The organism is Pedobacter sp. (assembly GCF_040513095.1).
In the GTDB taxonomy this organism is placed as follows: domain Bacteria; phylum Bacteroidota; class Bacteroidia; order Sphingobacteriales; family Sphingobacteriaceae; genus Pedobacter.
The window spans coordinates 1-25747 of the sequence record NZ_JBEVDX010000178.1 but is presented as its reverse complement, the minus strand read 5'-3'; the positions used below and the strand labels follow the sequence as shown (position 1 = coordinate 25747).

Sequence of the window (25747 nt, the reverse complement as noted above, 5' to 3'; positions counted from 1 at the left end):
CCTGATTTAAATACTTTAATTTCAATTCATTAAAAGGTGAACCTGAGGTTTACGCCAAATCTTTTAGTTGTTGGCACAGAAAGGTTGTCATACCCTTGGGAGTTACCTACACCTAATGAACTTACTTCAGGGTCAAAATTTGTGTATTTAGGAAAATTTGGTGCATAGTACCATAAGTTACGGCCGGTTACGGAGATCATTCCTGATCCGAACGGTGTGCCTTTCAGCATGCTTTTAGGGAACTGGAATGCAAGTGATACCTCGCGCAGACGGAATACTGTAGCGTCAAAAATTGACCCTTCATCTACACCACCCGGACCAATACCATTGTTAAAGAACAGATCTTCATAGGCCATTCCCACGTTGTTGGGAATCGTTTTGCCGTTTGCATCCAGGATTGGCTGCAGCGTTGCCGGATTACCCAGTACTCCCGGTGATACCAGCACACCTTCCCTGTTTTCTGTATCCCTGGTTACACCACGTGAGAGCATTTGCCCCACAGTATTGGAATAGATATCGCCGCCCTTTTTCAGGTCGAACAGCACAGAAAGTGAGAAAGCTTTGTAAGTAAAGGAGTTGGTGATACCCAGGATATAATCCGGATTTGGATTACCGATAGCTTTCAATGAACCTGATACCAGTGGTTTACCTGTATTTGGATCGATCAGGATTTCACCGGCTGCATCACGCGCATAGGCCGTTCCGTAGATCAGACCATATGGTGATCCCAGCATGTGCACACTGCTTGTTCCGGCTGCACCACCATAAACAAACTGCTGGTAGCCGCCCAGATCATTGATGATGTTCCTGTTGCGGGTAAATACTGTTGAAATATCCCAGCTGAAACCATCAGGATTACGGAATGGCGCCAGGTTAAGGGCAATCTCCACTCCTTTGTTTGTAGCCTCACCAAGATTCAGGATCTGTGTGGTGAAACCTGAAGAAGGTGCTGCGGTTACTTCAAAGATTTGCGAAGTACTTTTCTTGTTGTAGTAAGTGACATCCAGTCCGATACGGTTTTTGAAGAACTGGAGTTCTGTACCTACCTCAAGTTCTGTGATAAACTCGGGTTTCAGATTGGAGTTGGTTAACAGGTTGGCCAGGGTAGATGAGTTATAGGTACCATTTGAATTGGTAAATGGTGATCCGATTGATCCTACGCCTGTAGTTGCACCCAGAGGTGAATTTACCAGATAGAATGCTGCAGTCTGGTAAGCAGTAGACTCGTTACCTACACGGGTATAACCACCCCTGACTTTACCGAAGCTCAGGATCTTGTCATCCATCTTGAATGCCTTGGTGAAGATAAATGAACCATTGGCACCACCGTAGAAATAACTTCTGTTATTGGCAGGCAGTGTAGAAGAGATATCATTACGTCCAACTAAGTTTAAAGATGCATAGTCTTTATAGTCGAAGGTGATATCCGTAAAAAATGCATAGTACCGTTGTTTCAGTAAGTTTCTGTTGTTTGTTAACTGTATAGGCGTAACCGAACTGGTGTTTGTAATAGTGTTCAGGTCCGCTACAATAATTCCGTCACCATAGAATGCTTTACGGTCGGTTAAACGCTGGTTGATGTTGTTACCCAGGATCCATCTCAGAGATAAGTCTGGAGTAAGTTTTTTGTTGGCAGTTACGAGGAAGGTGTTATCAAGCTCCTGACGGTAGATATCATCTGTAGCAATACTTCCGTTTGAATATGAAGAAGATCCTTTACCGCGAACGTTAAGTCTTCTGTCGGTATAAGCGTTGAAACCTGCAGTATTCTGGATGTTTAACCAGGGAAGCGGATCAAATCCGAGTACCATATTACCATAATACCTGTCTACGCTGCTGGTAGAAACACTATGCACTGTAGACCAGTACGGGTTATCCAATCCGGTGTAATCATAAACATTGCTTCCGTCAATAGGATTTTCGTAAGGGTTGCCGGTAAGGTCGAAACTTGTAGGCGTATACATCAGGGCCGACATGATTGAACCTGTTGAACCGCCGATAGGTGGAGTTTTTTGTCTCGTAGTTACATAGTTCATGGAACCGCTGATATAAAACTTATTATCCAGTTTCATATTCCCGCTGATATTGAAGGAGGTACGGTTGATGGAGTTGTTTGGAACCACCCCTGTATTGTTGGTTCTTGAGAAACCTGCATTGAGGTTGCCCTTCTCGCTGCCCGAAGACACAGAAAGTGCGTTTTCATAAACACTACCGGTCTGGAAGAAGTTCTTCGCATTTTCTTTTGCGTAGGACCTGTAAGGTATCTGTATTGGGGTAACTCCATCTGCCTGATAAAGCTGAGGAAATACTGCCGAAGAAAACGACCTTGTTAACTGTGCAGGAATAGTTGCTCTTGTAGGAATGATACTTTGTACTCCCGGAAATGGCTGACCCCATGAGCCATACACACCCTGACGGTAATCGTTGTTTGTACCCTGTCCGTATTTGGTCTGGTATTCCGGAAGACCGGAAACGTTTTCAACTGAATAAGATGTATTGTAGGCGATCTCTGTACCTTTTCTGCTCATCTTTTTACCGGCTTTGGTAGTGATGATTACCGCACCGTTTGCCGCTCTTGAACCATATAAAGCGGCTGCCGCTGCACCCTTCAGTACTGTCATGCTCTGGATGTTGTTTGGATCAAGGTCGAACGCACGGTTGGTCACACTTGACCCGCCACTGCTTTGTCCACCCACATTACCGAAGCTGGAGTTGTCAAACGGAACCCCATCTACAACAAACAAAGGCTGGTTATTACCGTTTAGTGAAGAACTACCACGAATGTTGATATTGGTTGCACCACCGGCAACACCGCCTGAAGAACCGATGCTCACCCCTGCAACTTTACCTGTCAAGGCACGCAGTGGATCCGGTTCAGATTTCTGGGCCAGTTTATCTGCGCTCAGTGTACTTACAGAATATCCAAGCGTGGTTTTTTCACGTTTAATACCTGCTGCTGTCACCACAACTTCAGTTAAAGCATTTGCACTTTCTGCAAGCACAACATTGATAGTTCTGCTGGTTCCTACAGCAATCTCCTGCGTTTGAAAACTGATATAAGTAAAAACCAGGACACTTTCACTATTTGGAACACTGATTTTATAAGTTCCGTCAGCTGATGTAACAGTACCTGATTTTGTTCCTTTAACCACAACACTAACGCCTGGAAAGGGTTTTCCATCGTCTTTCCCTACAACCCTGCCACTAACGGTATGTTGCTGATTAGCCGCTAGGGCGTTGATCATGAGGCTGTCTGTCATTGCAAGCTGATTCTTTTTCAGCACTATATACTGACTGGCGTTTACCGAATAGTTTACACCGAGGTCTGACAGCATATCTGTAAGGATATCACTAAGTTTTTCCTGACTTGCATTTACACTTACTGTACTGTTTAAAGGGATAATGGTGGAACTGTAAACGAATTTTACCTCAGCCCTGGTCTGAATATTATTTAGCGCTGTTTCCAGCGAAACATTTTTTAAACTGATGGAAAGCCGTTTATTCAAAATGCTCTCTGAGTAACCAGGATTAGCGAATAATACACCTGAAAGCATAAATAGCGAAATGATCTGTAAAACCGAGATCCGCATGAGCTGAATAAAAAGAACCTTTCTGGTTTCCTTACATTTTTGCATACATTTGTTTGATTTTTTGTTAATTTCCTGATTGAATGAGACAAAAAAGTCCCTTACCCAGATCGTAAGACCGGGTGATTCTTGATAAAAATTGAGGGGGAATGCTGTGGCAGAGGTGGCTTCAACACCTCTGCCATCTTTTAAGTAGAGTTTCTATCTTTTCATAGGCTTCTTTTGATTAGTTTATTTGGTTGGTTTGGTTGAGTTTTGACTTGTTTGTTTATAATCTTATGATAATGTTCTGGTCAGGATTTATCTTCAAGTGTAACTGATTGTCCGTCTATCCTGAAGTCCATATTAAATACATCGCTCATCATGCTGATGGTATTCTGTAAAGACTGATCAGTAAAATCAGCAGTTACACGGTTATTGATTATTCTTTTGTTGGTTACTGTAATCTGTACTTCAAACTTGTTCTCTATACGCTGTAGTACATCTGCCACGCGGGCATCGTTAAACTGCATCATGTATTCAGTACCCCTGGTTAATGAGGCCACTTCAAGAACAGGTTCTGCCTGTTTAACAATTGTCTTTTTCTGCTCCAGATAAACTGCCTTCTGGTAAGGATGTAAAATAACTGGTGCCGACTTTGCCGAACTTAAAAATACACGGCCGGTTAATACGTTTACTTCAATTTTATGACTGGTATGCCTGATATTGAAACTTGTTCCCAATACTCTGGTCTTTAAACCCGCACAGTGAATTTCAAAGGGATGGGCCGGGTCTTTTGCGATTTCAAACAGGGCTTCTCCTTTCAGATCTACATTCCGCAAATTGCCTTTAAACTTTACCGGATAAATTAACTCACTGTCTCCTTTAAGCCACACAATGCTGCCATCTGAAAGGATCGTCTTGGTAATCTGGCGGCCGGAGTTACTTACCGAAAGAATCTGACGGATATTCAGTACTTCGAACAGAGGGGTATGGAAACAAAAAATCAAAGAACAAACAAGTAACACTGTAGCAGCAATTTTAACTGCCGGGCTGAGTTTACGGAATAAAGGCACCTTGTTTTGAGATTGAGCGATACTGACTGCCTGCTCAGGTGAATTTATACGTTCTCCCAATGCCTTAAATATTCTTTCTCCGCGCTCTTTTTGCTCGGTCTCCCTTAGTTCTTCTGCAGCGGCCTCATCGGTAATATGACGAATCCACAATTCAAGATTATCTTTTTCAGTTTTATCGAGCTCATTATTGAGATATTTTTCAATTAGTTTATCAAAATCTTTTTGCTGCATCCCAACGTTTCTGCCTTTTTATTCCGGGCTTCTATATGTAAGTCAGTTCAAAGGAGCAGTACACCTATCCGGATGACAAATATTTTTATAAATTATTGGGATTGGCGAAAATAGTCAGGTAAATAGTTTTAGCACAATGCCAAAACAAGGATTGAAAGCGAAAAGAACTGTCCCAGTGAAGATCTGAGCTGACGCAAAGCTTTTGTCAGCTGATTTTCTACCGTTTTATGTGAGATATTCATCAGATCCGCGATATTTCTGATGGATTGGTTCTCATTTCTGCTCAATCTGAAGATTTGCTGGCATTTTTCAGGCAATTTTGAGACCTCGTTCTCAATTATTTCTTTTAAATCTGATAAGTGAATATGTTCTTCGTTAGAATTGTCAAAAGTGGCTTTTGTAAACGCGGCATAACTTGAAGCATAGTCCCTCTTCACCTTTTCTGAACGCATGTAGTTAATAGTCTGAAACTTAACGGATGTAAAAAGATAAGCTTTGATGGACTGGGTGATTTGGATATGCTCACGTTTGCTCCATAGGGAGAAAAAGGTTTCCTGAATAATCTCTTCGCAGACAATCTTGTTCCTGAGAATATTGTACGCATAGTTATAAAGATCAGACCAATATGACTGATATATTTGCTCAAACGCTGCTATTTCACCTTTATTTAAAGAATACAGGAGCGCAGATTCGTTATATGTAGAGTGATTTTTAATAACTGAGAGTTTTAGTTAGCGTCTACCGTTAAAATTATGGAATTATTACTGTAATATCACACTGGACTGTCATTTTTAACAGTTTTTTCCATAATTAAAATTCAAAAGACAAATTGAACCTAAAAAAGAGCGGTTTCGTTCTGTTTTTTTATTAATAATACAATTTTCTATGAATTTTAACTCCTGCCGGACAGCAGATTAGAAAAATTAAAAACCCTTGCTTTTCCTGAGCAGGGCAAACAACGCTCAGGATCAGCAATGGTATAATTGATAAGAGCTGTAATATAGTTTTTAGGATATACTTTACGAAATAAATTGTATTATTCTTGGGAGTCTGTGCCTGCGGGTGTTTGTAGGAGCGGTGTAAATAAAATCCTTAGATTTGTTCCTCATTATTCATTATCCAACATTTGCAGCTATGACATACGAGGAAAAACTAAGCCAAATACGCGCACAGATGAAGGCCGATAATGTAGAAGCCTATATTATCCCTTCAGCAGATCCGCATATCAGCGAGTATCTGCCCAAATATTATCAATGCATACCATTTGCTTCGGGCTTTAGCGGCTCTGCGGGTACTCTGGTGATTACGCATGACTTTGCAGGGCTGTGGACTGACTTCAGGTATTTTGAACAAGCCGCAGAACAATTACAAAACAGCGGTTTTGAACTGGTTAAACAAAAAGTACAACATGCCCCTGAATATATACAATGGTTAACTGACAGGCTAGACAAAGGAGCCATTGTGGGTACAGACGAGAAATTACTTTCAGTTTTACTTGGCGACCTGCTGACCGGGCAGTTTTCCCTGAAAGGGATTAGCCTGCAGCATAAAGACTACCTGAGCCCGATATGGGAGAACCGACCGGAGCTGCCATCAGACAATGCCTTTCTTATCAGTGAAGAGCATGCAGGGCAGTCTGTAAGCAGTAAACTGGCTGCAGTACGTAACGCACTCAGCATGCATCAGGCAGATTACCATCTGGTATCATCACTGGATGACATGGCCTGGTTATTTAACATCAGGGGAAAAGATGTTAGTTTTAATCCGGTTGTACTGAGTTTTGCACTCATTAACCATGATCACGCCAAATTATTTATTCAGCCGGATAAGCTTAGCGAAGAAGAGAAAGTTACCCTGCTGAAAAGCGGTGCAGAGGTATTGCCTTACGAAGATATAGAAAGGGCCCTGCAGCTTATCCCTGAAAACAGTTCAATTTTTATTGACCCCAAACGTAACTGCTATGCGTATGCAAAGCTGATACCGGCCTCTGTGAGGATTATAAAGGAGACCAATCCTTCTACCAACCTCAAAGCTGTTAAAAACGGGGTGGAATTGAGCAATACACGCGAGGCTATGCGAAAAGATGGAGTTGCAATTACCCGTTTTTTGAAGTGGCTCGAAGAAAATATTGGAAAAGAAAAGATCACAGAACTCTCTGCCGCCGCGCAGTTGCGTAAGTACAGAGCTGAACAGGAAGGGTTTATTGGCGATAGTTTCAATACGATCAGTGCGTACAGGGCACACGGTGCTTTACCACACTACGCCCCTTCTGAAGAGAGTGATGCTGAAATCAAGGCCGAAAGTCTTTTTCTGCTGGATTCCGGCGGACAGTATTTCTACGGAACTACAGATATTACCCGTACGATACCCATGGGCGAAACTACAGAACAGGAAAGAGCAGATTACACATTAGTCCTTAAAGGGATGATTGAGGGTTGTAAAGTAAAATTCCCGAAAGGCACCTGTGGTTACCAGATCGACGCTATCACCAGGAAACCACTCTGGGATTATGCAATCAATTATGGACATGGCACAGGCCATGGTGTAGGTTATTTCCTGAATGTGCATGAAGGCCCGCAGGTTTTTAACCCAACGAATAATCCGGTTGCCATTGAACCGGGTATGATCACTTCTGTTGAGCCTGGCGTTTACCGCCCCGGAAAACATGGCATACGCATCGAAAACCTGGTGACAACGGTTACGCTGGAGGAAAATGAGTTTAATGAATGGTATGGATTTGAAACGCTGACCATCGCGCCGATCAGTACCAGTATTGTGATCAGGGAATTGCTTGAAAAAGCACAGATCGACTGGCTCAATAACTATAATGCTACAGTATTTGATATAGTGAGCCCTGCTCTGGATGCAGAGGAACGCCAGTGGCTGAAAGAAGCTACAAAGGCGATCTAACAGTTAAAGAAAAAGCCTTTTGCAATTGCCCAGAATTAAAATCAAGGGCAATTGCAAAAGGCTTTCCTATAAACAGGGTTGATTAGGACTGGAACCAGCTGTACGCTGCGCCCACAAGCGCCGCATCTTCCCACATGGTGCTTTGTTTAAGCTGCACTTCTTTATTTTTAAGGTGTTTCAATACAACGGGAATAAAATGATCCCATGTTTTTGCGATATTACCTCCGATAACTACAACAGTTGGCTGTTCCTGGTCAATAAAGTCGTTTAAGAACAGGGCAAGGTTTTCACCAAACTCTTCGAATATCTGGTCTATGATTGCTTTGTTATCCGTAGCAAGCATTGCGATCACGTCTTTGATATCATTTCCTGTCAATTCTTTGTAACGGTTAGAGAACCACCTGGTAGAAATATACTCTTCTGCAATGCTGTCTTTGAAGGGAATAAAAGCACGGTCTGAATCGACTGTACTGCCCTGGCAATTACTTGCCGAACCCAAACCAGTACCCAGTGTAATACCTACGGCACGCTTCTCTCCGGCTACTGCACCAGAGGCCAATTCACCGTGCAAAAACGATTCAGCATCGTTTCTAAAAAGAATATTGTCCTGAGGGATACCCAATTTTTCTGACAGGATTTCCAAAACATTCATCTCATATAATGAGTCGTATTTTTTGGTGCCTTTCATCAGGGAAATACCTTTCTCGTAATCAAACGGACCAGGCATAGCGATTCCGATATGTATCTGTTCTTCGCCTGCACTTACGATCAGCGGAGTCAGGGCATCTACCCATGCTTTAATAATGACATCAGCGCCTTCCATGGAGGCTACACGTTCTCTTACAAGAGAATCTTTTACTATCTTGAAATCAGCGGCATCGATGTGCGCTGCTGTGATATGCGAACCTCCAATATCGACCCCTATATAAGGCAGTCTGGGCGATTTAAAATTCATATGCTTGGTTTAACTATATTGTGTTTAGATTATTATTTGATCAGTTTTAACAGGTAGGCCCCGTAACCACTTTTAACAAGCGGAGTAGCTATTGTACGCAGTTGTTCTTTATCGATAAAGCCCATTCTGTAAGCTACTTCTTCGATACAGCCTATTTTAAGTCCCTGGCGCTCCTCAATTACCTGGACAAACTGTCCGGCCTGCATGAGGGAGGCAAAGGTTCCTGTATCCAGCCAGGCTGTGCCGCGGCTCAGTACACCTACCTTCAGGTTTCCCTGCTCCAGGTAAGCTTTGTTTACATCGGTAATTTCATATTCGCCACGTGGGGACGGTTTGATATTTTTAGCAATTTCTACTACACTGTTGTCGTAGAAATACAATCCCGGTACAGCATAATCCGATTTTGGCGCCTCAGGTTTCTCCTCAATAGAGACAGCCTTGTTCTGCGCATCAAACTCTACTACCCCGTAACGTTCAGGGTCTGAAACACGATAGGCAAAAACAACACCACCTTCGGGATCGGAGCTGGCCTGCAACAGCTTTGCCATCCCGTCACCATAGAAAATATTGTCTCCAAGTACCAATGCTACCTTGTCATTCCCGATAAAATCGGCACCAATCACAAATGCCTGGGCAAGACCATTCGGCTCATGCTGAACAGCATAGGAAAACTTACAGCCCAGACTGCTTCCATCACCTAAAAGCTTTTGGAAATTCGGAAGATCGTGGGGGGTAGAGATAATAAGTATTTCTTTAATTCCAGCCAGCATCAGGGTTGACAGCGGATAATAGATCATCGGTTTATCATACACAGGCATCATCTGCTTGCTCATGACCAGGGTTAAAGGATGCAGCCTCGTGCCGCTCCCTCCTGCTAAAATTATTCCTTTCAAAATACTCGTTTTATTAATTACAGATTTGAAGATACACTATTTTCTAATTCCCTGTACCATTCTTCTCCATATTTTCTGATCAGTGGCCCTTTTAGGAAGGTATAAACAGGAACTTTGAGCTCCCTGCCAAAGGAACAGGCGTCGGAACAGATGTGCCAGCGGTCGTAATTGAGCACGTCAAATTCCGGATACTGCGTAATCCTGATCGGGTACAAATGACATGAAATCGGCTTCTGCCAGTCAACAATTCCCTGCTCATGCGCTTTTTCGATCGCACACTTGGTAATTCCGTTTTCAAAAGTAACGTAAGCGCATTCTTTATTTCCGTCAACACATGGGGTAGTCAGGTCGCCGTCAGCATCTACTACAGATGTACCGTACTCTTCAATTGCTGCAATGCCTTTTGGAGCCAGCATATGTTTGATCTTTGGATAGATCTCCGCTAATATAGCGGTTTCGGCCACATCCAGCGGTGCACCGGAATCCCCCTCCACACAGCAGATACCTTTACATTTATTTAAGTTACACACAAAACTTTCGCTTATGACATCTTCGTGTATGAGTGTATTCTGTACTTCTATCATTGGTTTATTTTGCTTTTGCCAGCGGGTATTTCAATCCCGTGGCAGATTTAATTTCCATTGTAACGGACCCTATTATAATTTCGACCTGGGCCTTTACCGGCACCCTGTTGCCATCATCAGTGATCCACAGGTATAAATTGCTGTCTTTTCTAAAAATCCTGCCTGGCTCAATGGAAGGGCTGAATTTTAGACAGCGTATATCTCCCAGTTTACTTTTTATGACTTCCTTGCCTACATATTTGATCTGCAGCTGATGAATTTCTTTTCCTAAAAAGTAGTTTAGTTTGAACTGCTCGCCGATCTTCAGCCTGGAGATATCAAGACTCCGTGCAAAATAATAGGCAGAGACAAGGTCAAAAGTCTGGTTTGTAGGGGTTGTAAATGTACCCTTGTTTGAAACTACTTTTTTGGTATCCTGGTAAAACCGGGCCTTATCTTCTCTTTTGTAACTGGATTCTTTAATATCTTCCTGGTAAAAATAGGGTGTCAGGTTTTCTTTATCGATGTAGGAATCATAATGGTCCCTTACTTTATAAAAGATATCGAATGTTCCTGCGGTTTTAGCATCTACAACCAGGCGGTAGGTAGGTTTATTGTTGAATTTAAGATCTGAATTGAGAACTTTAATAATGCCTTCTGCTGCTGTAATGATACCATATCTCAGTTTATACTGTAATACTTCACCTTCCTGGAAAACCGGCTCCTTTACGAGGGGCAGCTCCTGCGCTTTGGCATCAATCAGGGTAATCAGGAAGCTAGTCAGCAAAAATAATTTTCTCATACCCTGTTTAAACACAAAAAGCAATCCAGAAACTAATCCTTTCGTTTATAGATCGGTACAGTTGAGCAGGGTTCGCCATACATAATACTTTTAGCCACAGGCGTTAGCAGGGCCGTGATCTCCACATATGCTGCTACAGGCACTTCTATATCCGCACAACCCTTGATCACTACACGTTCGTCTTTATATTCAGAAACATCAATTTTTGCCAGTGCCCTGGTAAACAGTACCGCTTCCAGAACCTCCAGGTCTCCAAATACTACTTCATTGGCGTAAGGTTTAATCCTGTTTGCAAGCAGCATATAAGCCCATGTAGGCACGATTGCATCGGCACTGCAGATTATTGCAACGTTCTTACCTGCATAAGCAGCCCAGTCGTGCAGCTTAATAAACTCCCTGAAGTCTTTTTCCCGCAGGATTAGCCCGTGGAAAAGATTCTCTTTCAGATCATATACCACACGTTCGCCCTGATCATAATAATCTTCCAGGTTTAAGGTAATTAAACCACTGGAAGCTACCTTATTCACTATATTTTCCTGAATATCCATGGCAGTAAAATAAAAAAACCGGAAGTAACACTACTTCCGGTTTCAAAATTACGTATTTCAATCTAATAGAATTTCACTCTATTGTCTTTTATATCACTTTTATCCTGCAATGCCTGGAAAGCTGCGCCCAATGACCGCTGTGCGATTCCCTGTAACATCGTTTCTTTTTGTTTGTAGGTATTACCAATCGGAGCCGGGTTAGTGAATCCGTTAACAGTAAACAGGTAAACTGCACGTTCGCCATCAACCGGCTTAGACAATTTGCCTACAGGTGATCCGAATACGCTTCCGATCAGTTTATTCTCCTGTGCTGCACCCGGAACGATAGGGTTTGCAAAAACAATATTCTGAACCGGCATTACCGTTTTACCAACTTTCTGTGCTACCTGTGCCAGGCTTGATGCACCCTGAGCAGCAGTTTTCAGTTTCTCAGTGAGCATCTTCGCTTTTACTGCATTCAATACCATTGGCTCGATATCTTTCTTTACTGATTCCAATGGAAGGATACCTTTTGGTTTGATGTCTGTTAAATGTGCGATCACATAAGCATTATCCATTTGGTATACTTCTGTAAGCACATCACCTTTCTCTGCACCAAAAGCATCACGGATCAGCTGACGTGGATTGTCAAGTCCCGGGGCATAACCCTGGCTGCCGGAAATCCTGTCTGCTACTGCTACAGTATATCCTGCTTTTTTAGCTTCTGCTGCAAAATCATCACCTTTTACACTGTTTAAGAAAGCTGATGCTTTTTTATAAGCCTGATCTTTAGTCTTGCTGCTTGGTGAAAGGTTTTTCTCAATGTAGGCCAGTTTGGCAACTTTAGAAGAACCAATCTGGTTTTCAATTTTAATCAGGTGTACACCGAACTGTGAACGCACGACTTTAAGATCGCCGGTCTGGCCATTGAAAGCTGCATTCTCAAACTCAGGGACCATCTGGCCTCTTGCGAAAGTACCCAGTTCACCACCTTTATCTTTAGATCCGTCAACGCTGTACATTTTAGCCAGTGCAGAGAAGCTTCCGCCATTCTGAACCAGTGTTTTTAATGAATCAGCAAATTTCTCTGCTTTATCCACACCACCCATTTTCGTAGCATCCAGTAAGATATGGCTTGCTTTAACCGAGTCAGGAGACATACGTGTATCGATCACTTTTACCATTTTGTAAGAGTTACCGGAGAATACCGGTCCGTAGAAACTACCTCCAGGCAATGCGAAAACTGCTGAGTCAATTTTAGGATCTAGTTTACCTTTGGTAATATATGCGTAAGGAATTTTAACATCAGAGTTGATTGCTGAAAACAGCGAATCACTTTTTGATGCTTTAAAGTCAGAAGCCAGTTTCTCTACCTGTACTTTGATCGCTGCTGAATCTTCTTTTGTTGGGTTTACACTGAAAGAAACATATTCGAAAGAACGTGTTTCAGCAGGGTTTTCAAATTTCTTTTTGTTATCGTTATAGTAATCTGAATAGTCAGATTCTGAAGGCTTAACAGAAGCATCAGGAATGCTTGCATAATCAAGGCTGATATAGTTGAAATTTGCCAGTTTGTTCCTGTTCTGGTATTCGTCGTTCGCTTCAAGAGAAGTTACATAAACAGAATTTTTGATCAGGTTAGCATATTTCTGCTGTAAAGCTTGTTTTTCGATTTCAACCTGCAGAAGGTCCCACTGTTGCTTCAACTGCGGGTTAGCACCCTGTTGTTTCAGTGAGTTAATTACCGCAGCACGGTCTACCTGACCAGTCTGAGGGTTACCGAAGTACTGTACGATCAGCGGACTTGGGTTTTTACCCTGCATTAAGTCAAATAATTCATCACCTGAGATATCAAGGCCCAGACGTTTGTATTCTTTGGACAATAAGATAGAGGCTAATTCACCATTCCATGCGTTATCAACAGCCATAGCCGTCATTTGAGGATTGGCACTGCCGCCATATTGTTGTTTGAACTGCTGCAGATTCTGATCTACTTTAGTACCGAACTCATCGATGTTGATCTCTTCACCATCTACGGTTCCAACAACCTTTTGTGATGCCGCCCAGAAAGGCTTACCTACGTTAATTGCATCACCAACTAAAAATGCAACAATTGCAAAACCGATGGCGCCTATCAAGATAAAGCCTGCGCGATTCCGCAAAAATGTCATTAAACCCATAATATCTATTATTTATATTTTTTTTAAGAGGGCGCAAGATACAACTTTTGCCAAAAAAAGAAAACAATTATATGTTTTTGAATAAGTATTTAAAAATTAAGGGAATAAGCGCACTGAAAACTCCTGATTATGGCGCCAAATCGCCCTTCACATAGGTCTGTCCGGAGCCCTGTTCAAAATCGACTGAACTGAAATCTTCGGGTGCACTGAAGTTAATTGCATTGAGCACGGTGCCATCAGGCCTGGTTACAATACCGCGGGGTGAAAAGAACATTTTCTTGCGCTGGTCCCAGGTAAGCTCTTCTGTGTTGAAAGTAAGGTCGTTCCTTACTACAACTACATTTCTCCTGAAAATAGTGATTTGTTCAGTTTCTTTCCTTAAAGCATAATCAGAAACGATTGTGCCGGTCACTGTCTGAAGGGGATCAAAAAAGGTGATTTTCACCCCTTTGGGCATTTCCTGGTATTTACTGCCGGAGGATGGGTTGACCTGGTCGAGCACCGGGGCATAACCTTTGGCCTTTACTACTGCGGAGTCACTGAAAACGATTTCCACTTTCAGCGACCTGTCTTTGCTGAGCACCAGTTTTTTTGAAGAGATCTCAGCCGCTTTTTTTAAATCGTCATCATTACACGAGTTTAAAAAAAGCGGTATAAGGCATAGTATTGCTATCCGCGAAAATATGCCTGTACTGTTCATTAGTCGAATTTAAACCGCTGGAACCACCTGTCATTGATTGTAAAGCCAAGGTGCAGATTGACATAGTTCTCACGCAGATCGTTTGAAACCATTGTACCTCTGCGGCCGATTTCTGTAGTGAAGTTCAATTTATAGAATGCGTTTCTGGAGTTGGTTAAGGGAAGTCCCAAGCCAAATGACAGCGCCGCTTGTTTTACATCGTTATCTGTTAACTTGATATAGGTTTTATCATAGCTGAAACCCAGACGGTAATCTACTTTGCTCCAGTAACTGTTGATAGAGGTGATATCAGGAGTGATCTGGCCACCGATGGATGCTCCCCTGCTGTTCTGCAATCCCTGGTTTACACCATTGATAGTCACATCAGACCATTTGCCCATTCTTACATCTGCACCAACCATCCATTTATTATATTTCTGCAGTACAATACCGAAGTTATGTACCAATGGCAGTTTCAGGTTTGATTTGCCCGTTCCTGTAGAATCTAACGTCTCGAGGGTTACACCACCATCGGTAGTACCATCATAGTTAAATTTAGTTGCCAGAAAAGTCCTTGTTGAGTTTACAGTAGATGCTGAAGATCCGGAATACCCCAGGGTAACCAGCATTTTAGAATTGATATGGATATCATATTGTGCACCGTAAGAAAAAGCAACCCCACCTACACTATTCTTATTCTGAAGGCGTGTTCCATAACTGGTGGTGGTAACACCCGCATCAAGTTCGGGATTATCAGTAAACTGCAGGTCTCTGTTTTCAATTAGGTTTCCGAAAAGATATTCAACATTTGCCCCGATCCTGAAGCTTTCACCGATGCGGTACCCGTATCCGAAATAAGCTTTGGTCAGACCACCTTCACCTGAATATAAACTTGTTACATTCTGTGTAGCCGGATTTCCTGTTCCTGAACCACTTGTGATAGTGCTTTTCTGTGCATAGTTATAACCCAGCTCTGAATAAGGCATGACACCGAAACTCAGGGCAGAATGACTGGTTACAGGAAATGCAAGGGCCAGGTGGCTCAGCGTAGAGTTGAAACTTTTGTCACTCGCACCGCCTTTAGTCAGGTTGGTGAATGTTGCAGACATGCCCACGTCAATAGTGGTCAATGTAATCCCTGCGTAAGACGCCGGATTTTGCATATTGATAGTATTATAGCCTGTTGGTTTGTTTACTGCAGTAGAGATACCCCCCATTGCCCTGTACTGAGGAAGCAGGCTCCCTTTGAGGTTTCCAAATCCATACCTCGAGTAAGGCGACTGTATTGTAACTTGTGCGTTCACAGAAATGCTGGCCAGCAGAACTAAAACTGCAGTTATATAATTAATCTTTTTGTACATATTCAAATGCAATGACTTCGTTTAATCCTTTTAATACCAAATAGGGATCGTGTATAATTTGAGGCGCAAAGATGCTGTTTTTTAATTGTTCCAGCAAAAATGTAGCGTCGCCCCCCGTTATTACTACCTTCAGGTCTGTATTTTTTTTATTTTGAAGGGAAATAAAGCCCTCAACCTCGTTAATCACTCCCTGTAAAACACCATTTGTAATGGCAGTCTGCGTATCTGTGCCCTCGGGAATACGCTGTATTTCCTTATCCCATTTTACCAAAGGCAGTTTACCTGTATAATGGTTGAGTGCTTCGAACCTCATATTGATCCCCAAACTGATGCTTCCGCCAAAATAAGCACTGTCCTCATTCAGCAGATCATAGGTGATACAGGTTCCTGCATCGATGATCAGGCAATTTTGATGCGGATAAGCATGGTGAACTGCAATTACTTTTGCCCACCTGTCCTGCCCCAGCGTTGCCCGTGTCTGGTAATGGTTCTGTACCCCCGTATTTAGCTGGGTAGAAAATGGAATATAGTTGGTTCCCGACTTCAAAATTGAGACAATAGCTGTGACATCCTCTTTCACACTGGAAACAGTAGCGCTCACAATTTTGTATTTATCAATTAATTCTGAAAGGCTGTGCTGGTCAATATGATCAGCACTTTGGAAAAATACCAGCACTTTATCATCAAAAACAGCCATCTTGCTGTTTGTATTGCCGATATCGATGACCAGGTTATGCATTTACCAATCCCGGGATAACAACTCCAAACTTCATGGTACAAAGCTATTAATCTTTAGCAAGTTTCAAGGCTTCAAACTGTTAAAAAAAGTTAAACAAATAAGAACACCTGTATGGCAACTACGAGAATGAGGAATAAACTTTCGTAAAACCAACGTTTCGTGGCGTTTGAAAAATAATAGGCCAGTAATACTGCACCTGGTGGAACACAGAGTAAAAAATGATATAGTTTAAAAGCAGGTTTCGTATAAAAACTCAGAATTGCTATCAGAAACATAAAAAACAACATCTGAAACGCCTTTCTGGTGCTGATGAAACTTCTGAAGAAGTTTTCACGCAGCTGGATCATGGCCAGCACCATCATCACTGCCACCGGAACCAGTACCAGGTAATCATTGTACTGGATCTTAAAGTTGGAGGGGAATTTGTTTTTCAGCGGCAGCCAGATCTTATAAAACATTCCCAGGTTATCGTTCCAGTAATAAAAAATGGCCAGGAAAAAGATAATACTGAGGAAACCGATCAGACCGGACACCCACTCACGCCAGTTGAAGGACCTGTAAAGAAGCAGGCTCAGCCAGATCAGCAGCAGCATCACCACAAAAGGAAAATATATGAGCGTACCCAGGGCAATGAATATGCCTACATCAAACATGATCATGATCGCATTTGGCGATTTTCCTATTTTAAGCAGTTTGTCCATAATCATGATCAGTAAAAAATTACAGATCAGTGTAGGGCTAAGTACCAGGAAAGGCTCAAATAAACTCGCGGTCGTGATATACAGCAGCGCCGGCAGAAAACCGGGTTTTAACAGCAAAGCATGGTTATTAACGATCCTGTTGAAAATAAGTGCCTGGATAAAAATCAGGATCCCGGCAAGCAGAATATTGGAGATTGTGGAAAAATCATTCCCTATAGGGATCTGGATCAGCAATTTGGTATACGGCTCCAGGAACTCAAAATTTAACCTTTCAGGTGGATTCGCCAGAATAGCTATCCGCATAAAAAAAGTATATGCGAACAGCAGCAGGAGGTTAATAGGGTTTAGCGTTTTAAATTGATTGATCATGCCTCTTAGTTGAGGGCAAAGTAAAGAAATTTATCTGGCAAACTCCTTTACAACTTTGTCTATCACCATAGCAGTATCATCAGGAAAACTGAACTGGTGTTCCTGGGTATCCGACACCCATTTTTTTAAGACCGGCAGCCAGTTTTTATTGCTTCCCCAAATGACAGGCAGCCCCATTTCCTGCAGCGCAAAGGCGTTACATTGCTGTTCATACTGGAATTTCATAGGCACCACAAGGAGTTTTTTTCCTAAAAACAATGCTTCCGAAGGCCCCTCAAAACCGCCTCCGGTAAGCAGACCGGTACAGCTGGCCATACTGGCGTTGAACTGTTCGTTATTTACCGGTGAGACACTCACATTACCATCGGTAAAAGTTGTTTTGGTATGTTTTGAAAACACCTGCCACTGCACCTGCGGCAGCTGTTTGAGAATCGGAAGCAGGATCATATCATCTATAGCCGGAAGATAAACCGTGTAATGGCCCAGGTTGCTTGTGACAAGCTTCCTTATCTCCGAGCGGATGACCGGTGTATGGATAAATTCATCGTATGCCTTGAAATGGAATCCTACATGATGTGTGGAAGGGGCATAATATTTCATTACAAGCTGTGCCCAGTTGATGCTTTGTGGTTTGGGTACTTTGGCTGATAAAAAAGAGGCCTGGTGACTTAAACCTACGCTTTCTATCCCGCGGGCTTTACAGGCCCAGGCTGTTACAGGTTCAAAATCATTTAAAATGAGGTTATAATCTTTAAGCGGAAGTTTGCTGGCGTCCCTGATAAACCTGGTCAGGTTCATGGATTTCCAGGTCTCGTAATGATTGACCCCACCTTTCTTGCCGAAGATAAAACTGAAGCCGTGAAGCTGGTATTTAATTTCCTGACTTAACTTTACATCTGCCTGTGTACCACTGATTAAGAGATCAACGTCACCATGCTGCTGCAATAAAGGTACAATCTCCCGCGCACGACTTATATGACCGTTTCCTGTACCCTGTATGGCATATAGTATCTTCATTCTCACCGAATATCTGTAATTTTTCTCCGCTAGACAATTTCTAATTTTATCTTTTGAAGTAATGCATTGATATCCAGTTTGCTATGCAGATCCTCACTATCAGACAGGGCGCCTTCCTCTACCTCATCAGTTTGGAAATCCCTGCTGTCATATTTAAAGATGGTCCATTCTTTATTTGTGTATTCCAGTGCTGTCAGGTTTTCTACCCAATCGCCGCTGTTCAGGTAAACTACTGATCCGTCTTCGGTGGTTATAATGCGTTTTTCGGGCTGGTGGATGTGCCCGCAGATCACATAACCGTAACCGTTTTTTGCAGCCAGTTCTGCAGCGGTCTGTTCAAAACCATTGATGAATTTAACAGCATCCTTGAACTGGGCTTTGATCTTTTTGGAAAAACTCATCTTTTCCTGCCCGGCTAAAGTGAGGCACCAGTTAACAACACTGTTGATCAGGATCAGGGAGTCATAACCTACAGCGCCCAGTTTGGCCAGCCATTTGGAATGCTGCATGGTAACGTCAAAGATATCGCCATGGAAGAACCAGGCCTTTTTACCATCAAGTTCCAAAACCAGTTTGTTCTGCAGGTGGAAACCTCCCAGATGCATATCAGCAAATTTGCGGAGCAGTTCATCATGGTTACCTGTGAGATAATAGACCGGTACGCCTTCTGCAACAAACTTCATCAGCTTCCTGACTACTTTCATATGTGTTTCGGGCCAGTACCTCTTGCTGAATTGCCAGATATCGATAATATCCCCGTTCAGGATTAAAATCTTTGGCTTGATGCTCTTCAGGTATTTGAGCAGCTCTTTTGCGTGACAGCCATATGTACCCAAATGAACGTCTGAAATAACAGCGATATCTACTTCTCTTTTATCCATGGTCTTCATGTGTTTTTATACATCATCTTCATCCATTCTTAATTCATAGGGACTGAAAAAGAATATAACCAAGGCTACCACACAGACCGTAAGCGCTATTTCCTGCATATCATTCCAGTTTATTAGACAAAGATGCAATCCACAGGTTAACAAGTCATTAACTAAGTATTATGATCTGGTTATTAATCCGGTTGCGAAGTGTCCTGCATAATGTAACGCTGATACAGTAAAATGAAATTCCTGCACAGTTGCCGGAGAAAAGTGATACTTAACTTTAGATCTAAAACCAATATAAACATGATGAACAACATAAGAACGATACTGGCCATAGCGGCCATACTGACGGCCGCTGAAGCCTTTGGGCAAACGCAGCCTGCACAGCCAAAGCGTTTTGTATTTGATCAGAAGACAATGACCGAAGCAGGGCTAAGTGCGGAACAGATTAAAGCCATCGAAGAAAACCGCAGCCAGTTCCGCAAAGTACGGACAGTTTATGAAGCAGAAATCGCTAAATACAATGCCCTTGAAACTACAAGGCTGGACAGTCTGTTTTCTTCTGAACAAAAACAAAAGATAGAGCAGTCCAGACAGGGCGTAGCAGAAGAAAACAAAGCCAATCCTGCTGTGCGCAAATATTTTGTGCTTGATCCTAAAACAATGGATCAGCTGGGCCTGCCTGCCGACCTGCAGAAAAAGGTATTGGCCATTCGCCTGGAAATGAACGCCAGAAGAAGAACGCTTACCGATACCCAGAGCAAAGTGACCGCCAAAGCTGTACAGGAACAGGAGGATGTGCTTACTGCGGAGCAGAAGAAAAAGGTAGAAGAGTTAAAAGCGGCTATTGCCGAATACAATAAAAACCTGTAGCAGTTAAACAACAAACCCGCCTCATATCGAATATGAGGCGGGTTTTGATATCGGCAACAATAACTAGATTGTTTTGCGGCCCCTTTTGTTCTCTGTATAAAAAGCAAATCCAAGTCCTAAAACCAGCAGGATTGATCCTGCAAGAGATATCTTCTCACCAGTGTAATAGGATGTTGGATGGAAAACGAATTCCAGTTTGTGGTTACCAGACTCCAGTTGTGCTGCACGGAGTACATAATCAGCCCTGAAGTACGGCTTCTCTTTACCGTCGATCAGCATCGTCCAGCCTTTATCATAATAAATCTCAGAAAATACTGCTATTACATCCCTTGGTGCGCTGTAAGAATAGATCATGTGATCCGGATTATAGCTGTCAAGTTTGATAAATGAGGTAGGGCCGCCAATTCCTGCACGGGTAGTGTCCATCGCAGTTTTATATTTTATATCCACTATAGCTTCCTTTTTAGGGTCAAAGCTGCTGATGGCTTTCATCTCTTCATCAGAATTCTGAACAAACTGTACTTTATCTACAATCCAGGCATTGCCTGCGGCAGTCTCATTGCGCTGCATTTTGTATGCACCTGTCTGCTGGTCCTGTGTAATGATATATTTTGTGTTCAGCATATCCAGTACATCCTGGTTAACGCTTTTGGTAAACTGATGGTCGATCAGTTCCTGAATGCGTTTTAACCTTGCCGAGTGTGCGCCACCAACAGTTTTGTGGAAGTACGAAGCATCTGCACTGGTAAATGTGGGAATTGAAGTATCAAATACCCTGAAGTCAGGATCTTTATCGGCCATGATGAAGTTATCCACGTCCCTTGGCTGGTAATGATTGGTCAGCGTGTTTTTAGGTACAAAGTTCTGGTTGTTCAGGTAACGGCGGTCTACCTGCCACATATCAAACAGGATAACCACTGCCAGTATTCCAAATACGACATCGGCTTTCATCTTTTTAGTAATCAGCGCCCAGATCAGTCCGAAGCCTATGGCTACAAGGAAAGCAGTACGGATGGCATCTGCCCTCGCCAGGTCTACCCTATCCTGAATCAGTGCATTTGCAATGGTTGTGGCGATATTTCTATCGTTATTCAGTGCGCGCATCAACTGCTCCACAAACTGTTCATGATCTGCAGTTCTGAAACTGAAGAACAGTGTTGGCATGATAGCCACCAGCAGCGCAAAACCACCTGTAATACCGGCCGACCAGGTCAGCTTTTTTACCAGGAATTTCTGATCGTATTTTCCTTCCTGTGCTTCTTTGATAGCCAGAAGGGCGAGGATTGGGAATAACAGGCCTACCACAGCCAGTATAGATTCTACAGCCCTGAATTTATTGTAAAGCGGTACATAGTCAAAGAAGAAATCTGAGATCAGCGGGAAGTTCTTGCCGAAGGATAAGAGCATGAGCAATACCGTTGCTGATAAGATCCACCATTTCATCCTGTCGCGCACAATAAACAACCCAAAAACAAAAAGGAAACAGATAATTGCACCAAAATAATATGGCCCCGCCGTAAAGGGTTTGTCTCCCCAGTAAACTGGCAAACGCTGAGCAAAATCTGCAGCCTGTTCTGGTGATGCACCAACAGTTTGTATCGCTTTTGCCACGTTTGATTTTTCGTCGAGGCGCTCATTTCCGCCTCCATATAAATTCGGGATCAGAAACGTAAGTGATTCACCCACGCCCTGGCTCCACTGATAAGCGTAGTCTTTTGGCAAACCGTTATCCGGTTCAGCAGCATCTGTTTTTAAATTGGATTTACCACGGATGGTTTCTTTTCCATATTCATAGGTAGTCCAGAGGTTACTGGCATTGATCATTACCGATAAAAGCACAGCTATACCTAGATAGCCCATTGCTTTGCCAAGGTCCTTTGTTCTTTTTTCTTTTACGGCCGCATAGATTTCAATTCCTATATAGATTAACAGGGCAATCAGCAGGTAGTAGGTCATCTGGACGTGGTTAGCCCTGATATTTAATGCCAGGAAAAGCGCTGTTAGGCTGGCGCCCATCACATAACGTCCACGAAGGGTAAGAATAATTCCTGCGAGTATCGGTGCAAAAAATCCTATTGCCAGGGCCTTATTGCTATGGCCTGCGGCGATAATAATGAAGTTATACGATGTAAAGGCGAAGGCAATTGCACCCGCAGCGGCAAGCCAGGGATTGATCCTGAGCACGCAGAACAGAAGATATGCTCCCAGCAGATATAAGAGAACCGTCCCTACAGGATCAGGAAAAATATCCTTGATCAGGGAGATGCCATAAGTAGTTAAATTGAGCGGATACTGCACCCAGATCTGGTACGCAGGCATTCCTCCAAACATTTGATTTGTCCACAGAGGGCCTTTGCCATCTTTGGCTTTGTAATCCATGATTTCCTTTTGCATAGCTTTCGCCTGCAAAACGTCGCCTTGTTGAGGAACTTTACCCTGAAGAACAGGACTGAAGTAGACAAAACATATAATTACAAAAAACGCACTGATGGCCAGATGTATGCCATTCCTTTTTAACCAATTATTCATTAAGGTTTGCTTATATTTAAACTAAGCCCAAAAATATAAAATTGATACAGATTAGGAAGGATAATTGATCGATTAGGGTAAAATAGTTTATTTGACCTCTTCGTATTCTACAAAATCACCAAGTTTATCTGAGTTTCCGTGTTTTTGCTGTGGCGGTACATAATCAATCGATATAGATCCCTCTGGCTTGGAAGAAGGTTTCTGGGTGTTTTGTGCCGCAGCCTGATCCTGCATTTTCCCGAATACGCTTTTAAGTACCATTGGAAAAACAAGACGCAAGAGCAAGCGGATAACCCAGAGTATCAGTACAGTGATGAAAAGAAATTTTATAAGCCCCATGTTATGATTGAGTTGATTTACAAATATAGACAGATTTCACAGCGCAATATTACAAATACGCCGTGTTTCTTGCACAATAATTACAATATAAGGAATTTTAAAAATCTTCCTCTACGATCTCTGCAACCCGGCCGACCTGCCCGTCTTCGAGCCTGACCTTGATTCCCCTTGAATGGTAAGGGGATGAAGTTAAGAGATTTGCCACAATTCCACGCGTCAGTTTACCACTGCGCTGATCCTTTTTTAAAATGATATCTACCTCTAGTCCCGGATAGATATCCGATCTGTTTTTTCCGTCCATGAACTGATTATACTTTTTTTAAACTGGCTTTGCCAAACCTTTCTTCAAATACCTTTTCCATGGCAAACATTTCGTCCCTCAGCCTTGCCGCCATCAGGAAGTCCATATCCTTGGCAGCTTTAGCCATATCCTTGCGCGTTTTATCGATAGACTTCTGCATCTCCGGCTTGGTCATGTACTGTACGATCGGATCGGCAGCAATACTCACCTGATCGATTTCCACATAGGCAGCTTTCCGCTCTGAGTTGGCAGAGAAATCGAGCACCGAAGTCTGTTCCAGGATGGCCTCCCTGCTTTTACCCACAGTTTTCGGCACAATGCCATGTTCTGTATTGTAAGCTATCTGCCTCTCGCGTCTGCGGTTGGTCTCATCCATGGTTATAGCCATAGAATCCGTGATTTTATCTGCATAGAGGATTACCCTTCCGCGGTCGTTACGGGCAGCCCTTCCTATTGTCTGGATCAGGGAGCGCTCCGATCTCAAAAACCCTTCCTTATCGGCATCGAGAATGGCAACAAAGGACACTTCCGGTAAATCCAGTCCTTCCCTCAGCAGGTTGATCCCGATCAGCACGTCAAATTCACCCAGGCGCAATCCCCGCAGGATTTCTACCCTTTCCAGGGTTTTCACTTCGGAGTGGATATAGCGGCATTTGATATTCAGCCTGTCCATGTACTTGGTTAATTCTTCCGCCATCCTTTTCGTCAGTGTAGTTACCAGTACGCGGTCGCCCATCTTGATTGTCTTGTCGATCTCGTCGAGCAGATCATCCACCTGGTTGATCGCCGGCCTTACTTCGATCAGCGGATCAAGCAGCCCCGTAGGACGAATGACCTGTTCAATATAAACCCCTTCAGTTTTTTGCAGTTCATAATCTGCAGGCGTAGCACTGACATAGATCGTTTGCGGGGCCAGGCGCTCAAATTCCTCAAAATTCAGGGGCCTGTTGTCCAATGCCGAAGGCAGGCGGAAACCATATTCTACAAGAGACATCTTCCGGGAGCGGTCACCACCATACATTGCCCTGATCTGGGGTACGGTAACATGGCTCTCATCAATGACCATCAGGTAATCATCAGGAAAATAGTCCAGCAGGCAGAAGGGGCGCATGCCCGGTGAACGTCCGTCAAAGAATCTCGAATAATTCTCAATCCCTGAGCAGTAGCCCAGTTCCTTCATCATCTCGATATCAAAGTTAACCCTTTCTTCCAGGCGTTTTGCTTCCAGTAGCTGGCGGTCGCCAATCAGCTGGTTCTTGCGTACTTCCAGCTCTTCCTGGATACCCCAGATGGACGACTGGAACCTGTCCTTAGGCGTCACAAAAAGATTTGCCGGGTATACCGCCATATCTTCGAGTTTCTCCAGGGTCTTCCCCGTCACCGGGTCAATTACACTTAATTCTTCAATATCATCGCCAAAAAATGAAACACGGTAGGCGTTATCGAGGTAGGCCGGGAAGATATCTACTGTATCGCCCTTCACCCGGAACGTTCCGCGTTTAAAATCGGTGACTGTCCTGGCATATAAAATCTCCACCAGGCTGTGTAAAAACGTATTTCTTGATACCCTTGTGCCCACCGCAAAGCGGAATACCGAGCGCGAGAAATCCTCGGGATTTCCCATACCATAGATGCAGGAGATGGAAGATACCACGATAACGTCTCTCCTGCCCGACATCAGGGCCGAGGTAGTTCTTAAGCGCAGCTTCTCGATCTCCTCATTGATGCTCAGGTCTTTTTCTATATAGGTATTGCTGCTGGGCATATAGGCCTCAGGCTGATAATAATCGTAGTAGGAAACAAAATAGTTAACCTGGTTCTTCGGGAAAAACTGCTTGAATTCTCCGTAAAGCTGCGCTGCCAGAGTCTTGTTATGGCTCAGGATCAGCGTAGGCTTCTGGGTTTGCTGGATCACATTGGCTACCGTAAATGTTTTACCGGAACCTGTAACCCCCAGCAGCGTCTGATAATGCTCATCATTATTGACACCGGTAACCAGTTGCTCAATAGCATTGGGCTGATCGCCTGTAGGTTTATAGTCTGAAACGAGTTGAAATTTCATAGATAATCAAAGATAAGAATTAATGGCGTATTGATATGTCGTGATTATATCCTAAATTTAGTGGTCATGAAGCTATTGGTATACGTCCCCTTACTCACACCAAGGATAAAGTACATTTTTAACTTTATTTTCAACGATATTCTTCAAACTCAGGTGGGGTTTAGCTCCAATCTGGCAGAATTCAGCAGCTCTGTTTTAC

Annotated in this window: 21 protein-coding genes; 2 read left to right on the top strand and 19 right to left on the bottom strand. The window is 43.1% G+C overall.

Features of this window, described 5'->3' with window-relative positions; all coding sequences use genetic code 11:
• Positions 1 to 29 precede the first annotated feature (29 nt).
• The 3 genes from ABWY16_RS19725 to ABWY16_RS19715 all read right to left on the bottom strand — a co-directional run bounded on the left by ABWY16_RS19725 (position 30) and on the right by ABWY16_RS19715 (position 5511).
• A complete protein-coding gene (locus tag ABWY16_RS19725; RefSeq protein WP_353906384.1) occupies positions 30 to 3635 on the bottom strand; it encodes a SusC/RagA family TonB-linked outer membrane protein in 3606 nt (1201 codons plus the stop codon).
• A 245-nt stretch (positions 3636 to 3880) separates the two neighbouring features.
• Positions 3881 to 4873, bottom strand: coding sequence for a FecR family protein (locus tag ABWY16_RS19720; protein ID WP_353906383.1), 993 nt, complete (start codon positions 4871 to 4873; stop codon positions 3881 to 3883).
• A gap of 128 nt (positions 4874 to 5001) precedes the next feature.
• Entirely contained in the window at positions 5002 to 5511 is a 510-nt protein-coding gene (locus ABWY16_RS19715) for an RNA polymerase sigma-70 factor (protein ID WP_353906414.1), read from the bottom strand.
• A gap of 496 nt (positions 5512 to 6007) precedes the next feature.
• Here ABWY16_RS19715 and ABWY16_RS19710 point away from each other — a divergent pair, with 496 nt between their 5' ends.
• A complete protein-coding gene (locus ABWY16_RS19710) occupies positions 6008 to 7783 on the top strand; it encodes a M24 family metallopeptidase (RefSeq protein WP_353906382.1) in 1776 nt (591 codons plus the stop codon).
• 82 nt (positions 7784 to 7865) lie between these two features.
• Here the strand turns inward: ABWY16_RS19710 and ABWY16_RS19705 are convergent, their stop codons facing one another.
• From ABWY16_RS19705 to ABWY16_RS19650, 12 genes are all read right to left on the bottom strand, one after another.
• Entirely contained in the window at positions 7866 to 8738 is an 873-nt protein-coding gene (locus ABWY16_RS19705) for an ROK family protein (protein WP_353906381.1), read from the bottom strand.
• A 32-nt stretch (positions 8739 to 8770) separates the two neighbouring features.
• On the bottom strand, positions 8771 to 9631 hold the full coding sequence (gene rfbA / locus ABWY16_RS19700) for a glucose-1-phosphate thymidylyltransferase RfbA (protein WP_353906380.1): 861 nt from the start codon (positions 9629 to 9631) through the stop codon (positions 8771 to 8773).
• Positions 9632 to 9648: 17 nt separating this feature from the next.
• Entirely contained in the window at positions 9649 to 10215 is a 567-nt protein-coding gene (locus ABWY16_RS19695) for a DUF3109 family protein (protein ID WP_353906379.1), read from the bottom strand.
• A gap of 4 nt (positions 10216 to 10219) precedes the next feature.
• Positions 10220 to 10996 (bottom strand): DUF3108 domain-containing protein, encoded by a 777-nt coding sequence (locus ABWY16_RS19690; protein WP_353906378.1) that lies wholly within the window; start codon positions 10994 to 10996, stop codon positions 10220 to 10222.
• A 32-nt stretch (positions 10997 to 11028) separates the two neighbouring features.
• Complete coding sequence (locus ABWY16_RS19685; protein ID WP_353906377.1) at positions 11029 to 11544, bottom strand: DUF2480 family protein; 516 nt, start codon at positions 11542 to 11544, stop codon at positions 11029 to 11031.
• Between the two features lie 62 nt (positions 11545 to 11606).
• Positions 11607 to 13694 (bottom strand): peptidylprolyl isomerase, encoded by a 2088-nt coding sequence (locus ABWY16_RS19680; RefSeq protein WP_353906376.1) that lies wholly within the window; start codon positions 13692 to 13694, stop codon positions 11607 to 11609.
• A 136-nt stretch (positions 13695 to 13830) separates the two neighbouring features.
• Complete coding sequence (locus ABWY16_RS19675; protein WP_353906375.1) at positions 13831 to 14403, bottom strand: hypothetical protein; 573 nt, start codon at positions 14401 to 14403, stop codon at positions 13831 to 13833.
• Complete coding sequence (gene bamG, locus ABWY16_RS19670) at positions 14403 to 15743, bottom strand: BamG family beta-barrel-assembly machinery protein (RefSeq protein ID WP_353906374.1); 1341 nt, start codon at positions 15741 to 15743, stop codon at positions 14403 to 14405. The genes ABWY16_RS19675 and bamG overlap by 1 nt, the downstream gene beginning before the upstream one ends.
• Positions 15727 to 16482: a type III pantothenate kinase gene (locus tag ABWY16_RS19665; RefSeq protein WP_353906373.1), complete on the bottom strand. Its 756-nt coding sequence runs from the start codon at positions 16480 to 16482 to the stop codon at positions 15727 to 15729. The genes bamG and ABWY16_RS19665 overlap by 17 nt, the downstream gene beginning before the upstream one ends.
• Positions 16483 to 16571: 89 nt before the next feature.
• Positions 16572 to 17552, bottom strand: coding sequence for a DUF6427 family protein (locus ABWY16_RS19660; RefSeq protein ID WP_353906372.1), 981 nt, complete (start codon positions 17550 to 17552; stop codon positions 16572 to 16574).
• A 30-nt stretch (positions 17553 to 17582) separates the two neighbouring features.
• A complete protein-coding gene (locus ABWY16_RS19655) occupies positions 17583 to 18569 on the bottom strand; it encodes a glycosyltransferase family protein (RefSeq protein ID WP_353906371.1) in 987 nt (328 codons plus the stop codon).
• A gap of 29 nt (positions 18570 to 18598) precedes the next feature.
• A complete protein-coding gene (locus tag ABWY16_RS19650) occupies positions 18599 to 19450 on the bottom strand; it encodes a UDP-2,3-diacylglucosamine diphosphatase (protein ID WP_353906370.1) in 852 nt (283 codons plus the stop codon).
• Between the two features lie 297 nt (positions 19451 to 19747).
• Between ABWY16_RS19650 and ABWY16_RS19645 the strand changes: the two genes are divergently transcribed.
• Positions 19748 to 20317 (top strand): hypothetical protein, encoded by a 570-nt coding sequence (locus ABWY16_RS19645; protein ID WP_353906369.1) that lies wholly within the window; start codon positions 19748 to 19750, stop codon positions 20315 to 20317.
• Positions 20318 to 20380: 63 nt separating this feature from the next.
• Here ABWY16_RS19645 and ABWY16_RS19640 read toward each other — a convergent pair whose 3' ends face one another.
• The 4 genes from ABWY16_RS19640 to uvrB all read right to left on the bottom strand — a co-directional run bounded on the left by ABWY16_RS19640 (position 20381) and on the right by uvrB (position 25548).
• Entirely contained in the window at positions 20381 to 22846 is a 2466-nt protein-coding gene (locus ABWY16_RS19640) for a YfhO family protein (protein ID WP_353906368.1), read from the bottom strand.
• A gap of 87 nt (positions 22847 to 22933) precedes the next feature.
• On the bottom strand, positions 22934 to 23185 hold the full coding sequence (locus tag ABWY16_RS19635) for a DUF4834 domain-containing protein (protein WP_353906367.1): 252 nt from the start codon (positions 23183 to 23185) through the stop codon (positions 22934 to 22936).
• Positions 23186 to 23282: 97 nt separating this feature from the next.
• Positions 23283 to 23486 carry a YwbE family protein gene (locus ABWY16_RS19630; RefSeq protein ID WP_142527592.1) on the bottom strand — a complete coding sequence of 68 codons (204 nt, stop codon included), beginning with the start codon at positions 23484 to 23486 and terminating at the stop codon, positions 23283 to 23285.
• Positions 23487 to 23493: 7 nt separating this feature from the next.
• On the bottom strand, positions 23494 to 25548 hold the full coding sequence (uvrB, locus tag ABWY16_RS19625; protein WP_353906366.1) for an excinuclease ABC subunit UvrB: 2055 nt from the start codon (positions 25546 to 25548) through the stop codon (positions 23494 to 23496).
• Positions 25549 to 25747 lie beyond the last annotated feature (199 nt).

Coding starts and splice junctions, on each gene's coding strand:
- ABWY16_RS19630 (WP_142527592.1), bottom strand. CDS start 23,486: ATGGACGGAAAAAACAGATCGGATATCTATCCGGGACTAGAGGTAGAT.
- ABWY16_RS19640 (WP_353906368.1), bottom strand. CDS start 22,846: ATGAATAATTGGTTAAAAAGGAATGGCATACATCTGGCCATCAGTGCG.
- ABWY16_RS19660 (WP_353906372.1), bottom strand. CDS start 17,552: ATGATCAATCAATTTAAAACGCTAAACCCTATTAACCTCCTGCTGCTG.
- uvrB (WP_353906366.1), bottom strand. CDS start 25,548: ATGAAATTTCAACTCGTTTCAGACTATAAACCTACAGGCGATCAGCCC.
- ABWY16_RS19675 (WP_353906375.1), bottom strand. CDS start 14,403: ATGAACAGTACAGGCATATTTTCGCGGATAGCAATACTATGCCTTATA.
- bamG (WP_353906374.1), bottom strand. CDS start 15,743: ATGTACAAAAAGATTAATTATATAACTGCAGTTTTAGTTCTGCTGGCC.
- ABWY16_RS19705 (WP_353906381.1), bottom strand. CDS start 8,738: ATGAATTTTAAATCGCCCAGACTGCCTTATATAGGGGTCGATATTGGA.
- ABWY16_RS19710 (WP_353906382.1), top strand. CDS start 6,008: ATGACATACGAGGAAAAACTAAGCCAAATACGCGCACAGATGAAGGCC.
- ABWY16_RS19690 (WP_353906378.1), bottom strand. CDS start 10,996: ATGAGAAAATTATTTTTGCTGACTAGCTTCCTGATTACCCTGATTGAT.
- ABWY16_RS19720 (WP_353906383.1), bottom strand. CDS start 4,873: ATGCAGCAAAAAGATTTTGATAAACTAATTGAAAAATATCTCAATAAT.
- ABWY16_RS19680 (WP_353906376.1), bottom strand. CDS start 13,694: ATGACATTTTTGCGGAATCGCGCAGGCTTTATCTTGATAGGCGCCATC.
- ABWY16_RS19655 (WP_353906371.1), bottom strand. CDS start 18,569: ATGAAGATACTATATGCCATACAGGGTACAGGAAACGGTCATATAAGT.
- ABWY16_RS19650 (WP_353906370.1), bottom strand. CDS start 19,450: ATGGATAAAAGAGAAGTAGATATCGCTGTTATTTCAGACGTTCATTTG.
- ABWY16_RS19725 (WP_353906384.1), bottom strand. CDS start 3,635: ATGCAAAAATGTAAGGAAACCAGAAAGGTTCTTTTTATTCAGCTCATG.
- ABWY16_RS19645 (WP_353906369.1), top strand. CDS start 19,748: ATGATGAACAACATAAGAACGATACTGGCCATAGCGGCCATACTGACG.
- ABWY16_RS19635 (WP_353906367.1), bottom strand. CDS start 23,185: ATGGGGCTTATAAAATTTCTTTTCATCACTGTACTGATACTCTGGGTT.
- ABWY16_RS19685 (WP_353906377.1), bottom strand. CDS start 11,544: ATGGATATTCAGGAAAATATAGTGAATAAGGTAGCTTCCAGTGGTTTA.
- ABWY16_RS19665 (WP_353906373.1), bottom strand. CDS start 16,482: ATGCATAACCTGGTCATCGATATCGGCAATACAAACAGCAAGATGGCT.
- ABWY16_RS19695 (WP_353906379.1), bottom strand. CDS start 10,215: ATGATAGAAGTACAGAATACACTCATACACGAAGATGTCATAAGCGAA.